This is a genomic window from Undibacterium sp. TJN25 (assembly GCF_049339885.1).
Lineage (GTDB): Bacteria > Pseudomonadota > Gammaproteobacteria > Burkholderiales > Burkholderiaceae_D > Undibacterium.
Window position 1 is genome coordinate 41,274 of the sequence record NZ_JBMPPM010000016.1, and the last position, 13,616, is coordinate 54,889.

Sequence of the window (13,616 nt, forward strand, 5' to 3'; positions counted from 1 at the left end):
TGCCCCTAACACTGCAACGGGGAAAACGTGAGCGCTGCTCCTTACGACTACGATATTATTGAAAGGCTGCACACCAGCGAGAGATCGCTGGTCTACCGGGCATCGTCTGCACAATTCAATACGACCGTCATCGTCAAGATTCCCAACAAGGAATCTCCTTCCTTCCAGGAGATTGCGCAGTTCAAGCGTGAGCATGCAATAGCGCAGCGTTGCGCGCATACGGGCGTGGTGCGGCCGCTGGCGCTGCGGCAGGATGCCGGGCGCTGGACGATGATACAGGAAGACATCGGCGGCCATTCACTGAACAGGTTGCTGCGCGAACACTGGCCGCACAATGGCGATTCCGCGCCCGGACTCGTGTTCCCGCTCGACGATTTCTTCGATATCGCGTTGCAGCTGTGCGCAGCGCTGGAAGTTGTCCACGCCAACGGCATCATCCACAAGGACATCAATCCTTCCAACATCATCTGGAACCATGCGCAACGCCGCCTGCAACTGATCGATTTCGGCATTGCCTGCGAACTCGGGCAGGAAGCGCAACGCATAGACAATCCGAATACGCTGGAAGGCACTCTGCGCTACATGGCGCCGGAGCAAACCGGGCGCATGAACCGCATCATCGACTACCGCGCCGATTATTACGCGGTCGGCGCGACCTTTTATGAGCTGCTGACAGGGCGGCCGCTGTTCGCTGCGACCGATGCGATGGAACTGGTGCATTGCCATATTGCGCGCGCGCCCGACTGGTCGTTGCCGCAGCTGGCCGCCTTGCCGGAGGCGCTGCTGTCCGTATTGCAGCGCCTGCTGGAAAAGAATGCCGAGCAACGCTACCAGAGCCTGCATGGATTAAAACGAGACCTTGAACTATGTCGGCAATTGGTGCAGGAGCCCGCGCAGGCGCACAGTCTGGCTGCGGGTTTGTCGGACCACAGCGGCAAGTTTCTGATTCCGCAAAAGCTGTATGGCCGCGAGCGCGAGATTGAGGCGCTGCTGGCGGCGTTTGAACGGGCCAGCGCAGGGCCCGGCGAGATACTGCTGGTGGCCGGCTATTCGGGCATCGGCAAGTCGGCTGTCATCAATGAGGTGCATAAACCTATCGTGGCGCGGCGCGGCTGTTTTGTGTCGGGCAAGTTCGACCAATATCGCCGCCATGTGCCATACGCTTCATTGATCCAGGCGTTTCAGGAACTGATCCGGCAATTGCTGAGTGAGCCTGAAGAGCAGGTGCAGCAATGGGCGGGCAAGCTGCGTGAGGCGCTGGCTGCCAATCTTGGCGTCATCATTGAACTGATACCTGAACTTGCACTGATCACCGGTGCGGCAGAGCCTGTGGCGCCATTGCCGCCTGTGGAATCGCAAAACCGGCTGAACCGTGCGTTCCAGCGCTTCGTCCAGGTGTTCTCATCCGCGTCTCATCCGCTGGTGATCTTCCTCGACGATTTGCAGTGGGCGGATGCGCCCACGCTGAAGATGATAGAGCTTTTCCTGCGCGAGCCGGATGAACGCTACATGCTGTTTATCGGTGCCTACCGCGACAACGAGGTGGACGGCGCCCATCCGCTGATGGCACTGCGCGACACTTTGCATGCAACAGGTGTGCGCATGACGACGCTGACGCTGGCTGCGCTGAGCGAGCCTCACGTGGCCCAGCTGAACGCCGACACCTTGCGCGCCTCCGTCGCAGAATGCGCACCGTTGACGCGGCTGTGCTACCAAAAAACCGGCGGCAATCCCTTTTTCGTTAACCAGTTCCTGCATGCGATCCACGATGCGGGCCACCTGCGCTACCACTTCGGGCAAAACAGCTGGCGCTGGGATATGCAGCCGCTGGAAAATGCCGACTACACCGACAACGTGGTTGACCTGATGCTGGAAAAAATCCGGCGCCTGCCGCAAGACACCCAGCGCATGCTGCAGCTGGCTGCGTCCGTCGGCAACCGCTTCACCCTGGAAACACTGGCCGTCGTCAGCGAAAAATCCCTGTACGCGGCGCAGCAAACACTATGGCCCGCGCTGAAGGCCGGCCTGATTCACCCGCTGGACCATGCCTATAAATACCTGGATGAGGACGAGCCCGCTGCACAGATAGGCTACCGTTTTTTGCATGACCGGGTGCAGCAGGCGGCCTATGCAGTTGCTGAAGAAAACCAGCGGCAGGAAAACCACCTGAAAACAGGCCGCCTGCTTTACCTCCATGCGACTCCGGAGATGCTGGAGGAGCAGCTGTTCGCCATCACCGACCAGCTCAATGCAGGGTGCGGCCTGATGACGGATGTGGATGAACGCCTGTTGCTGGCCGGCTTGAACCTGCGGGCGGGCGCGAAAGCGCGCAGCTCGGCGGCGTTCCAGGCGGCGCTGCGTCACATGCGTATAGGCGCAGCCTTGCTGCCGGACGCTGCATGGCTGCAGCATCCGGATTTGTCTCTGGACTTGCAGCTAGGCGTAGCAGAGACCGCCTATCTGTGTGGCGAATTCGATGCTGCGGAGGAGGTGTATCCTGTGGTGCTGGCACGTTACGATGCGCCTTTGCAGAAAATCCGCTGTCTCAGCGTGCAGGCTCACCAATACCAATTGCAAGGGAGGCTGCTGGATGCCATTGCCGTGCTGCGAGGGGGGCTGGCGCTATTGCAGATTGATATCCCGGACGACGATGCAGCATTGATGGCCAGCGTGAACGCTATCGCGGCCGACAATGAGAGCCTGCGTGCCGGCAAAAGCACGGAAGAACTGCTGGCGGCCGGCGACCTTCAGGACCCGCACTCGGTTGCTGCCATGCAAATGATGCAAAGCATCTGGGTTTCCGCCTATTACGCCGGCAAGCAGCCGCTGAGCCAGGTCATGCTGCTGTCGATGGCGCGGCTGTCTCTGTCGCAGGGAAATAGCGATTTTACGTCGGCAGCCTATGTGGGCTATGCATCCTTCAAGGCGACGCGCGCACAAAACGACAGGCCCGATTACAGCTTCGGCGCGATGGCGCTTGAACTGGCGAACCGCCGCACTGACCTGAAGACCCGCGCTTTGACCTGCCTAATGTTTGCCACGCTGATCAACCACTGGTCGCGCCCCCTGAGCATTTCCGGCACATTGTACGACGATGCCTTCGGCTATGCGCTGGACAGCGGCGACTTCGTCAATGTGGGTGTGGTTGCCGCTGTGCGCGCGACCGACAAGCTGATCCTGGGGCAATACTTGCCGGATTTGCTGCAGGCCACCGAGCGCGACGTGGTGCTGATGCGCGCCAACGGACAGGCCAACCTGGCCGACTGCACTGTCGCAGGTGCGGTGCAGCCTATCAAGGCATTGATGGGCCAGACCGTGCGCGAAGGCAGCTATGACGATGCGGCCTTCAGTGAAGAGCGTTTCATGGCTGACTATGCCGGCTCGCGCCTGTACCAGGCTTATTTTTTGCAGGGGAAAATTCGCAACGCGTATTTGTTCGATGGTGCTGATGCAGAAGTGCTGGCCGGCCAGCTGGACGTGGTGGCGCAGATGCTGCGCGGCCAGGCAAAAGTGCCGGAGGCCAGCTTTTACGCCGCGATGGTCTGGATACGCGCACTACGGCGAAATCCTCAGCGCGCGGATGCCGCTGCATTGCTTGAGCGTTTGCAGGCCTTGCAGGACAAGCTGGCTTCGTGGGCAGAATTTGGACCGCATAACTTCGCCGCCAGGCATCTTTTGCTGCAGGCTGAAGTCGCGCGCTACCACCAGGACGTGCCGCTTGCCATGCGCCGCTACCAGCAAGCCATCGATGCTGCGCGCGACACAGCTTATATCAACATCCAGGCGCTGGGCAGCGAGCTGTGCTCCGAATTCTGGCTGGAGCAGGGCCAGCACCGCGCCGCCGAAGTGTTTTTGCGCGATGCGCTGTCCCATTACCGCCAGTGGGGTGCGGAAGGCAAGGCGGCCCAACTGGCTGCGTTGCATGAAAACATCCTGGGGCCCTCAGCCTCTTCCCGGCACGCTGCGCCGCGCATACGGCCCGCAGGCCTGGGGCTGATCACGGAGAGCATCATCACGGCGACCACTGCCGCATCCGTCAACGCTGCGCTGGACCTGGCTTCCATCGTCAAGGCTTCGCTGGCCTTGTCGAATGAAGTCGGCCTGCGCAAGGTGCTGCAGCGGCTGATCGCCATCGTGCAGGAAAATTCCGGTGCACAGGTGGCGCGCCTGCTGTTGCTCAGCGGCGATGTCTGGCGGCTGGAAGCGGATATCGCCGGCGACAGCGTAACGGTACTGCAGTCGCGCATGGTGATCCTGGACGCCGGCAGCGACCCGCAGTTTCCATTGTCGATGCTGCGCTACGCCGCCCGCACCGGCGCGGAAGTGATTGAAGACCGCATTGCCAGTTCGCTGCGTTTTTCGGGAGACCCGTATGTGCTGGAGCATAAACCGGGATCGGTGATGTGCCTGCCTATCCGCCAGGCAGGGCTGGTCAGCGGCATGCTATACCTGGAAAACAACCTGGCGGAAGCATCCTTCACGGCAGAGCGCGTCGAGTTCCTGCGCATCCTGGGCGCGCAGGCGATGATTTCGATTTCGCACGCGCGGCTGTATGACAGCCTGGAGCAGCGAGTCGCAGAACGCACCGCCCAGCTGGAAGACGCCAACCGCAGGCTGGCCACGCTTTCTGCAACTGACGGCCTTACCGGGCTGGCCAACCGCCGCCATTTCGATGAAGTGCTGGGCAGCGAATGGGCGCGGGCCACGCGCACCCGGCAGCCGCTGGCCGTCATCATGATCGACGTGGACCACTTTAAAAAATATAACGACTACTACGGCCACCTGGCCGGCGATGAATGCTTGAAGACCGTCGCGCGCGTGCTGCAGGAAGGCACGCGGCGCGCCAGTGACCTGGCAGCGCGTTACGGCGGCGAAGAGTTTTCCATCGTTTTGCCGAACACCGACGCCGTCGTGGCCCAGCGGGTTGCCGACGCCATGCGGCGTTCCATCGAAGACCTGAACCTGCCGCATGAGCGTTCTGCGCTCGCCAGGCTCACCATCAGCGTAGGCGTTGCCATCGAGTCGCGCTGGGGCGGCGGAGATTCGGAAAGCCTGGTGCGCACTGCCGACGACGCGCTTTACCGCGCCAAGCGTGACGGGCGTAACTGCGTGGCCCTGACTCAAGGCTGACCTCAGGCTGATCAAAGGCCGATAACGCATTCAACCCTGCCCGGCACCATGACGTTGGGATGTCGGTAAACTTTACAATTGTTAATATTTTCTGCACGCCAATTATTCAGCGCGTCTTTGTTTTGTTTGTAGGTAATTGATTTAAAAGATAAATATCATTTATTTTGCCGCTGGTACACTATTTGCTGTAGGGAATGGTGTACGGGAGAGACATGCCAGCAAAGCCGGCGTGTTAATTATTAATGGCATTCGAATGCCTATACCTAAAATAGATCATGAAACTTTCAATCAAATACCTGTTTTCCCTTTGCCTGGCGCTGGCCTCGCTAAGCGCTTCCGCCACGCTGATTCCTTCTTACGACAAGTTTGGCGCCTTGCCGCAGGCTACATTTGGCGGCACCGGTATTTCGAACAGCAATGTCGCGATATCAACCTTGAACCCTACTGTTTCCGTTTTTGGTCACGAGATTGGGCTCGGCACAGTAACACTGGGGCTGACAGCTACTGGGCGCTATAACGACCCTGCCCTGACTAACGATGGCCATGGTACTTTCTTTTCTGCGGCAGGGGCTGATCAACATGACGCGTCGTCCGTTTTCCAGAAACTGGCGCTTTGGAATATTGATTTTTACATCGGTGGTGATGCTTTGGCGTTGGCGCAGTATAGCTATCGCCTGCTGGTGGACGTTGATCCTACCAGCGGTGAATCGTTTAAGACAATCGACATCGGTCTATTCACTGGTGCGCAAAACTCCATGAACATGGGCTTTGACTTGGACGAACTGCTCTATAACTATCACTTTAATCCGTTGACGGCGGGTCAATATAGCTTCCAGCTGCAAGCCGTTAATTCCAAGGGTATCGTTGCAGATTCTACTTCCATTGTTGTACGGGCAGTCCCAGAACCTGCATCACTGGCCCTGTTCGGCATTGCACTGATCGGCTTGTTTGCAGTGGCGCGTCGCCGCCAGGCCTGATTCACCTTCAGACACTTCTGCTGAAAACGGCCCGGAATGAAATTCCGGGCCGTTTTGCATTGAGGGGTCGTATTTCCCCATGACGTGAAGTGATCGCATGTGCTGCCGTACAGTGCTAGGCTGGACTAGGCGCGGCTTGTTCCTGACCGGCCGAGTCCGGCGCTACGTTATCCAGCCCGGTTTTTCTCTCGAATCCGCTTGCGCCCGCCCCCCAATCAATGGCGCCAGGTGTTGTTACTGTCCGAAGTTACCGTCCGAACTATTTGCAAAATAGGCTTGACCGCCTGTCACATGTCAGATATTGTTTACACGTGAAATCAAAAAACTTATTACTTGATGGGGATCAGATGCTGGCGATGCTGGCGGCGCTCGCCAATCCGCACAGGCTGCGCATCATGGCGGCACTGGAGACGGGCGGACGCAATTACGTCAGTCAACTGGCACGCGAGATCGGCATCAGCCGTCCTTTGCTGCACCTGCATCTTCAGAAGCTTGAAGGCGCGGGTCTCGTCATCAGCAAACTTGAGTTGTCGCACGACGGCAAGGCGCTCAACTATTTTGAAGTTTCCAACTTTGCCATCGAACTGACCCCGGCCGCGATTGCCGAGGCGGCGAAGTCCCTGACCAGCAACCCTGAAGCGTAGAGGCTCATATGTCCGAAAGTGTCTTTTTTGCAGCGTTCTTTTTCCCGGCCGCCGCAGTGGTGATTGTCTTTTTCATGAAGTATGTATCGGCCGTTCTGCAGGCCAGGGTACGCCTGGGCCAGGATGAAGCCTATCGAGAAATTGCGGCCAAGGCAGCGACCGCCCAGGCCGAGACGGCGGCGGCGATCGCCTCCCTGGGGGCGACGCTGGCTGATATCCAATCCCGGCTGAACGGGCTGGAGAAAATTCTGAAGGAAGTCGAATAGGAAGTGGAGCAGCCAGCCGCACAGTCGGCAGGTAGCTCGCTTCAAGCACTCATCAGGCAAGAAAAACCATAGAAGGAGCACAGGCCATGAATGAAGTTTCTCTGATTCGTCTCTACTTGTTGCGGGGCATGTACCTGCTCGTCGTCGTCGGGCTCGGCATTGTCGTCCTGCCGGGAGTGATCCACCACGACACCCCTTGGACGCCGTCGGGAGGCGTGGTGCAGTGCATGCTGGCCGCTTTTTGGTTTCTGTCGCTCCTAGGGCTGCGCTATCCGTTGCAGATGCTGCCCGTGCTGCTGTGGGAATTGCTGTGGAAGACAACCTGGCTGATCGTGGTTGCCGCTCCACTATGGTCGGCCGGTAAGCTGGACGATCCTTCCTTTGCGATGGTCTCAGACATTTTGTGGGTCGTCATTGTGCCGTTCGTTATCCCTTGGCACTATGTATTTTCACGCTATGTGCAACAACGTGGCGACCGGTGGATCAAATCTGCGTCAGGCGCCACCGCCACCTAGCCGGCAAGGTTCACGCCCATCGGCTGAACGATTAGCGTCATTCCAGCGCTGCCAAATCTGCTACTCCTTTGCGAGCGACTGAACAGTTTCTGTCGGCGTTCGCCATGCCCGATTACATTAAATGAAAGGTGTCACCATGAAAACCATCATCGCCGCGCTATTGATCGCAGCTGGCTTCGTTTCCGGCGCCTGCGCCGCACAAGACAGTTTGGGTTTGACAGCATCGATGTCAGAACGGGAGCGCGTCGACTATCTGCTCAAGCAAAATCAGATGCTGATGGAAGAAAATACAAGGCTAAGAAGCCAGAGCGATCAGCCGAAGACGAAAGAAGAGGCCTTCGCCATTTGCATGCAGGCGGCGAAGGGTGAAAAGAGCGCAATGGCCGCCGAATCCGTGGGCGCACATTGCGATCAATTGCTAAAGCGATAGTCAGATTCGGCCTACCGTTGTCGAAAAAATGTAAAAGAAAGTCGGATAAGCCAAAGCTGCTTTTCTAGATTTGCACGGTTTATTTTAATGAGGTTAGTCATGCTTGTATGGTCCAATGTGGTTCACCACGATAGTTCCCGGCAATTAATGGACGGCGCTGCTGCCTCCATGCCTGCCGCCATTTGCTTGCTGCGCGTGTTGGATTCTGCAAGCGGGTGCGCACGATGAAGAAGCTGCTGCGTTTTCTTGGCTACTGCCTGTTGGCGCTACTTGGTTTTGTCGCGCTATGCGGTGCGCTGTTCGGCTACTTTATTTATTCACCCGATCCTGAGCTGCCGCAACTGTCCGGCACGCTGAGCAAGGGCTCGATAGAGGTCGGCGGGCTCAAGCGCACCTACCTGAGCTACGTGCCGAAGGGGCTGCCGAAAGGTGCACCGCTGGTGCTGGTCATGCACGGTTCAGGCGAAGGCGCTGCGGAAATCCGCACCGGCACCGGTTATGGCTTTGAGCGTCTTGCCGACCAGAACGGATTTGCAGTCGTGTATCCTGACTCCTACAGCTTCGACTGGAACGACTGCAGCAAGGTCGGCGACTTCAGTGCGAAGGGGCGCGAGGTGGATGATGTAGGTTTCCTGACAGCGTTGGTGGATAAGCTCATCATCGATACCGGCGTTGCGCCCGGCCGTGTGTTTGCAACCGGCGTCTCGGCCGGCGGTTTCATGTCGCTGCGGTTGGCATTGGAGGCGCCTTCCCGCTTCCGCGCAGTGGCGGCAGTTTCGGCGAATGTGCCCGCACCGGAAAATTTCAAGTGCAAGCCCGCAAACCCCGGTACTTCCGTGATGATCATGGACGGCACCAAGGATCCGCTGGTGCCGTTCAAGGGCGGTGAGGTTAACCTGCTCGGTATGTTCTACAAAGGCGGCAATGTCCGCTCGGCGCGCGAATCGGCCCAGTATTTTGCCGACTTCAACAAGATCGCCGGCGCGCCTGCAACGATGCAGAATACGGTATCCAACGGCAACGGCGTCGAGCACCTGGGCTGGCACAATGACGGTAAAGCGGAAGTCGAGTTTGTTGCCATTCATGGTGGCGGACACGGCATCCCACAGCCTTACTGGCGGCGTCCGCGGCTGCTTGGTCCATCACCGATGGAGCCGAACGGGCCGGAGATGATCTGGGCGTTTTTTGCCCGGCAACAGTGAGTTATTTGCCTGGCCGGCGACATGCAAGATAACTTACCCGTCCACAGCCAGGTGCGCTTGTTGCAGCGGGCATGCCACCATATCCTCGCCGAGACGACGTGACAACTCGGCGCGCAGCATGTGCAGGCCGTCAATGCGCTGGTCGATGTCTGCCAGTTTGCGCGTGAGTGCAGCCCGCAACTGCGGGCCGGAGGAGTCCGGCTCGGCCAGCAGCGGAAGGTCGGCCTCTATCTCCGCCAGGCTGAACCCCAGCGTTTGCGCCAGGCGGATGTAGCGCAGCCATTCCACGGCTTCCGGCGGGTAGTCGCGATAGCCGTTGGCGCTGCGGCGGGCACGCAGCAGGCCGCGCTTCTCGTAAAAGCGCAAAGTGTCGCGGCTTAGCCCAGTGGCAACGGCGATTTCACCGATTTGCATGCTCAACCCCAAATATCGTTTGACCTTGGAGTGTACTCCATGCTTTAGCATGGGTCATCATTCAAGGAGACTCCATGGCTTTTATCTCAAGTACCACCTTCCGAAAAATCGTCCTCGGCAGCGCCCTCTACGACCTGCTCGTGACGGCGCCGTTCGCCACGCCCTGGAGTTTTGCCTACGTTCATGCCCAGCTGGATGGCATCAACCAGTGGTTGGGCGGCGCTGCGCTGCCGGCGTTTGCTCCCTTCCATGTGCTGTTCGCTTGCCTGCTGGGCAGTGTGGTGCTGATGTGGGCGCTGCTACGCCTTGGCGACCCGCAGCAGCGCTTTGGCCGTTTCGACGGCTTCGCGCGGCTGCTGTTTTCGGTGTGGATGATCTGGGCGCTGGCCGTTACCGGCGCGCCCTTGCTTTGGCTGTTCATCGTGCCCGAGATGGCCTGGGGCGTGCTTCAGTGGCTGCCTGTATCTATCCAGCAGGCAAAGGCAACGAATGCCTGAGCGCGTGCCGGGTATGTAAGGAGCGGGCACCTTGATCGCGCTTTTACATGAGAGTAGGATGCTTGAGCAGCTGTTGCGGCCCGTGCCAAACACGGAGCGGGCTGCGCTCATGTTACGTTACATGCACCGTGGTACATGGTACATGACACGCAAACGTCCTTACGATCCTCGCATACTCTAGGAGCCCATATGAAACGTGTTACTGGCATTGGCGGCGTGTTCTTTAAATCGGCAGACCCGAAGCGGCTGGCCGAATGGTATCGGGTCCATCTAGGGCTGAAGGTTCAAGACTGGGGTGGCGCCGCTTTCGAATGGGCCGGCCCGGACAATCCCTCAGGCACGGGAACAACAGCGTGGAATCTGTTCAAGGAGGACACCGATTATTTTTCTCCGAGTACCGCTGCGTTCATGATCAATTACCGGGTGCATGATCTCCACGCCCTGCTGGCAGCACTGCGTGCCGAAGGATGCCGGGTGGAAGACAAGATTGACGAGTCGGAGTACGGCAAGTTCGGATGGGTCATCGATCCGGATGGCAATAAAGTCGAACTGTGGCAGCCGCCGGAAGGCCAGTGAATAGCGATGCAGGCTTTTAGCAAACGCTACTATGATTCCAGGGCCTCATAAACGCGTTACCCAAGTGCAGCCGGCGCATCCTGGTTTGAGTGTACGGATTCATGGTGACGTTGATTGTTAAGTTCAAAGATCGACGAAGGGGGCATCGATCTTTGATAGGTGCCGCGCTAGTTTCCCAGCCAGACCTTTCCATTCATGCCTGGCCAATCCGAATAGCCGATGGCGTTGCCGCCATACCAGTATTCCTTCGGCGCCTCTGCCGGCGGTGCGTCGTTGCTCAGGCGATGGATCAGGTCCGAGTTGGCGATGAACGGCCGGCCTATGCTGAACAAGTCGTCGTCACCGCGGCCAAGGTCTCCTCAGCCAGGTTCAGCGTATATTGATTGTTCGCGATGCAGACGCCGTTTGCGGCTTCGGGATGTCTGCTCGGAAGAACGGGAGATGGAAGATTTTGGCTATTCAGGCTCAGTGCCCTCTGCCGATTGAGATTTGGGAGGAGGCGTAGTCAATGGTATGCCGCAGCAATTCTGATATACAGCGTTTGTAGCTTTCATTCTTTCGAAAAAATGCTATTTGCCTGGACTTTGCGAGTTTTTATGGGAGGAAAAATGGATAACCATATTTTACCGGTGCCGCTGGAAAAGGCCTACCGCCTGCTCAATCATGGCCCCACCGTGCTGGTGTCGGCCGGCTTTGAGGGCGTCGATAATGCGATGGCGGCAGCGTGGTCATGCGCACTGGACTTTTCTCCGTCCAAGCTGACGGTAGTGCTGGACAAAAGCACCAAGACACGCGAACTGGCCGAAAAGAGCGGCCACTTGGTCATTCAGGTGCCGACCGCAGCGCAGCTGCAACTGACCTACGAACTGGGCAACAAAAGTCTGCATCAAGACCCGGAAAAGCTGGCCCGGTCGGGAGCAAGCATATTCCGCATTGATGGGTATGATGTGCCTATGGTGGCGGGTTGTTCGGCCTGGCTTGCCTGCAAGCTGATACCGGAACCACACATCCAGGACACCTATGATCTGTTTATCGGTCAAGTCATTGGTGCGTGGGCCGATAGCCGCGTCTTCCAGAATGGCCATTGGAATTTTGAACATGCAGGCCCGGATTGGCGTAGCCTGCACTATATCGCCGGCGGCCACTTCTACGCGATTGGCGAGGGCTTAAACGCCCGGACAGATGCCAGCGATTAATCAGGAATCAAGGTGAGCGAGCCGAAAGGCCGCATGCCAACTGATAGTTAAAAACTATCAGCGCGTTGGAGGTGGCAACATGCTGGCGATCACCCTGCAAGTTGAATCCGGCAGCGACGACCCGACGCGCGCCAACCACTATGACGTGCTGGCCAAAACCTTGTGTGCAGAGATTAAGGGTAGCGACGAACGGGCAGGGCTCGCTTCCTTCGACATCGCTCAATCAGATGATCTTGACTGCGCCGTCCACGCCTTGGTAGTCGCGGTCAAGGACTATGCAGCGGGCCGTCAGGCTGCGGCGGTTAGCATTCGAATATATATGCGGGCGAGTTGTTCTAGCCAGCATCGCCGACTCTGATCAAAGCGCAGGTAGTCAAAGTAATCCCCGCTGAATGAAACTACTGGCACGTGCTAGAGGCTGTTCAGTTGGCCGTGTCTTTGCGTGGTAATTGTTCGACATTTCAAATACATAAGTTTCTGGAAATTTAAAGATGGTGACCAGGAATGCACTGGAAATGTCCCAAAATCATCACAGCTATCGCTTCAGCGAAAACCCATAACTCGTAAAATTTGCGCATCGGTAGCCAGAAGATTGCTGGCCTTGCCGGGTATAAGTGCCGCCATCGAAGCCATCGGTGCGAGCGGCCTTGAACCCCACTATCTTATTTTGGAGTAAAGCATGAGTGCATCACAAAAGGTTGTCGTCGTTACCGGCGCGTCGCAAGGCATAGGCGCTGAAGTCGTGGAAGCGTTTCGCAAGCTCGGCCACCGTGTTATCGCGACTTCGCGGTCGATCAAGCCATCGGAGGACCCGAACATTCTGACGGTAGCAGGTGATATTGGTGATCCAGCGACCGCCCAGCGTGTTATTTCCGAAGGCATTGCGCGATTTGGTCGCATCGACACGCTAGTGAACAATGCCGGCATCTACATCGGCAAGCCTTTCACCGAGAACACCATCGAAGACTACAACGCGGTCATGAACGTAAATATGGCGGGCTTCTATCACATCACCAAACTGGCTATCGCCGAAATGGAAAAGCATGCGAGCGGCCACGTGGTGACTGTCACCGCTAGTATCGACAACGGCATCAGCGGAGCGCATATGGCACTGGCAGCAATGACCAAGGGTGGCCTCAACGCCGTCACCAGGGCGCTGGCAATCGAATACGCCAAGCAAGGCATTCGCGTGAATGCCGTCGCGCCGGGCGTCACCAAGACGCCTATGCATGCTGAGGAATACCACGAAATGCTGGGCAGCTTCCATCCGCTGGGCCGCATGGGCGAAGCGAGCGAAGTTGCCAGCGCTGTTGTGTTCCTGGATACGGCAGAGTTCATTACGGGAGAAATCCTGCACGTCGACGGCGGCCAGAGCGCCGGCCGGTAAGGGATGCTGACGGAACCCTTACCGGCTCTTGCGAAGGGTTCCGCATGACACTTCATCTAAAGACGGACTGAAATGTCTCACATCCAGTTCACCGGTAGCAAAGACCAAGTCCGCGCGTTTCATCCCTCTTGCCGCAATAGCTTGTCTGCCGCAGCTGCTATTGCATGGGCCCGTACAGCGGGTGCCGCTCAATGAAGGGGGCATTCCCGTGCCCGATTAGCTGTTGCGATGGCGGTCTCACGGAATCAAGGCGGCGCTATTGTCTTGCTGAAATTTCTGTGCGTCGGGCGAATTGCGTGTGACGTCAAACCATCGCAGCCGGCCACCTTCCAGAAACGCTGAAACATGCATCGCCACCGGCGTTGTCGGGATCAGATGGATT

At 57.9% G+C, this 13,616-nt stretch carries 14 protein-coding genes; 12 read left to right on the forward strand and 2 right to left on the reverse strand.

Annotated features, from left to right (window positions below; translation table 11 throughout):
- Positions 1-27 precede the first annotated feature (27 nt).
- The 7 genes from ACO0LO_RS26955 to ACO0LO_RS26985 all read left to right on the forward strand — a co-directional run bounded on the left by ACO0LO_RS26955 (position 28) and on the right by ACO0LO_RS26985 (position 9,164).
- Entirely contained in the window at positions 28-5,130 is a 5,103-nt protein-coding gene (locus ACO0LO_RS26955; RefSeq protein ID WP_422969279.1) for a diguanylate cyclase, read from the forward strand.
- Between the two features lie 275 nt (positions 5,131-5,405).
- Positions 5,406-6,107: a PEP-CTERM sorting domain-containing protein gene (locus tag ACO0LO_RS26960; protein WP_422969281.1), complete on the forward strand. Its 702-nt coding sequence runs from the start codon at positions 5,406-5,408 to the stop codon at positions 6,105-6,107.
- Positions 6,108-6,454: 347 nt separating this feature from the next.
- Entirely contained in the window at positions 6,455-6,751 is a 297-nt protein-coding gene (locus tag ACO0LO_RS26965; RefSeq protein WP_422969283.1) for an ArsR/SmtB family transcription factor, read from the forward strand.
- Between the two features lie 8 nt (positions 6,752-6,759).
- Positions 6,760-7,017 carry a hypothetical protein gene (locus tag ACO0LO_RS26970; protein ID WP_422969285.1) on the forward strand — a complete coding sequence of 86 codons (258 nt, stop codon included), beginning with the start codon at positions 6,760-6,762 and terminating at the stop codon, positions 7,015-7,017.
- Positions 7,018-7,103: 86 nt separating this feature from the next.
- Entirely contained in the window at positions 7,104-7,532 is a 429-nt protein-coding gene (locus ACO0LO_RS26975; RefSeq protein WP_422969287.1) for a hypothetical protein, read from the forward strand.
- Between the two features lie 136 nt (positions 7,533-7,668).
- Positions 7,669-7,962, forward strand: coding sequence for a hypothetical protein (locus tag ACO0LO_RS26980; RefSeq protein ID WP_422969289.1), 294 nt, complete (start codon positions 7,669-7,671; stop codon positions 7,960-7,962).
- A 224-nt stretch (positions 7,963-8,186) separates the two neighbouring features.
- Positions 8,187-9,164: an alpha/beta hydrolase family esterase gene (locus ACO0LO_RS26985; RefSeq protein ID WP_422969291.1), complete on the forward strand. Its 978-nt coding sequence runs from the start codon at positions 8,187-8,189 to the stop codon at positions 9,162-9,164.
- A gap of 33 nt (positions 9,165-9,197) precedes the next feature.
- On the opposite strand, the gene ACO0LO_RS26990 is transcribed toward ACO0LO_RS26985, so the two are convergent.
- Positions 9,198-9,578, reverse strand: a complete 381-nt coding sequence (locus tag ACO0LO_RS26990) for a MerR family transcriptional regulator (RefSeq protein WP_422969293.1) — start codon at positions 9,576-9,578, stop codon at positions 9,198-9,200.
- Positions 9,579-9,652: 74 nt separating this feature from the next.
- Here ACO0LO_RS26990 and ACO0LO_RS26995 point away from each other — a divergent pair, with 74 nt between their 5' ends.
- Positions 9,653-10,075 (forward strand): hypothetical protein, encoded by a 423-nt coding sequence (locus tag ACO0LO_RS26995; RefSeq protein WP_422969294.1) that lies wholly within the window; start codon positions 9,653-9,655, stop codon positions 10,073-10,075.
- A gap of 189 nt (positions 10,076-10,264) precedes the next feature.
- A complete protein-coding gene (locus ACO0LO_RS27000; protein WP_422969296.1) occupies positions 10,265-10,651 on the forward strand; it encodes a VOC family protein in 387 nt (128 codons plus the stop codon).
- A 167-nt stretch (positions 10,652-10,818) separates the two neighbouring features.
- Here ACO0LO_RS27000 and ACO0LO_RS27005 read toward each other — a convergent pair whose 3' ends face one another.
- Entirely contained in the window at positions 10,819-10,983 is a 165-nt protein-coding gene (locus tag ACO0LO_RS27005; RefSeq protein ID WP_422969298.1) for a hypothetical protein, read from the reverse strand.
- 276 nt (positions 10,984-11,259) lie between these two features.
- Between ACO0LO_RS27005 and ACO0LO_RS27010 the strand changes: the two genes are divergently transcribed.
- From ACO0LO_RS27010 to ACO0LO_RS27020, 3 genes are all read left to right on the forward strand, one after another.
- Entirely contained in the window at positions 11,260-11,847 is a 588-nt protein-coding gene (locus ACO0LO_RS27010) for a flavin reductase family protein (RefSeq protein WP_422969300.1), read from the forward strand.
- 79 nt (positions 11,848-11,926) lie between these two features.
- Positions 11,927-12,205 carry a hypothetical protein gene (locus ACO0LO_RS27015; protein WP_422969302.1) on the forward strand — a complete coding sequence of 93 codons (279 nt, stop codon included), beginning with the start codon at positions 11,927-11,929 and terminating at the stop codon, positions 12,203-12,205.
- Between the two features lie 321 nt (positions 12,206-12,526).
- Positions 12,527-13,234: an SDR family NAD(P)-dependent oxidoreductase gene (locus tag ACO0LO_RS27020; protein ID WP_422969304.1), complete on the forward strand. Its 708-nt coding sequence runs from the start codon at positions 12,527-12,529 to the stop codon at positions 13,232-13,234.
- Positions 13,235-13,616: the final 382 nt, after the last annotated feature.

Coding starts and splice junctions, on each gene's coding strand:
- ACO0LO_RS27015 (WP_422969302.1), top strand. CDS start 11,927: ATGCTGGCGATCACCCTGCAAGTTGAATCCGGCAGCGACGACCCGACG.
- ACO0LO_RS27020 (WP_422969304.1), top strand. CDS start 12,527: ATGAGTGCATCACAAAAGGTTGTCGTCGTTACCGGCGCGTCGCAAGGC.
- ACO0LO_RS26980 (WP_422969289.1), top strand. CDS start 7,669: ATGAAAACCATCATCGCCGCGCTATTGATCGCAGCTGGCTTCGTTTCC.
- ACO0LO_RS26990 (WP_422969293.1), bottom strand. CDS start 9,578: ATGCAAATCGGTGAAATCGCCGTTGCCACTGGGCTAAGCCGCGACACT.
- ACO0LO_RS26975 (WP_422969287.1), top strand. CDS start 7,104: ATGAATGAAGTTTCTCTGATTCGTCTCTACTTGTTGCGGGGCATGTAC.
- ACO0LO_RS26985 (WP_422969291.1), top strand. CDS start 8,187: ATGAAGAAGCTGCTGCGTTTTCTTGGCTACTGCCTGTTGGCGCTACTT.
- ACO0LO_RS27000 (WP_422969296.1), top strand. CDS start 10,265: ATGAAACGTGTTACTGGCATTGGCGGCGTGTTCTTTAAATCGGCAGAC.
- ACO0LO_RS27010 (WP_422969300.1), top strand. CDS start 11,260: ATGGATAACCATATTTTACCGGTGCCGCTGGAAAAGGCCTACCGCCTG.
- ACO0LO_RS26995 (WP_422969294.1), top strand. CDS start 9,653: ATGGCTTTTATCTCAAGTACCACCTTCCGAAAAATCGTCCTCGGCAGC.
- ACO0LO_RS26960 (WP_422969281.1), top strand. CDS start 5,406: ATGAAACTTTCAATCAAATACCTGTTTTCCCTTTGCCTGGCGCTGGCC.
- ACO0LO_RS26970 (WP_422969285.1), top strand. CDS start 6,760: ATGTCCGAAAGTGTCTTTTTTGCAGCGTTCTTTTTCCCGGCCGCCGCA.
- ACO0LO_RS26965 (WP_422969283.1), top strand. CDS start 6,455: ATGCTGGCGATGCTGGCGGCGCTCGCCAATCCGCACAGGCTGCGCATC.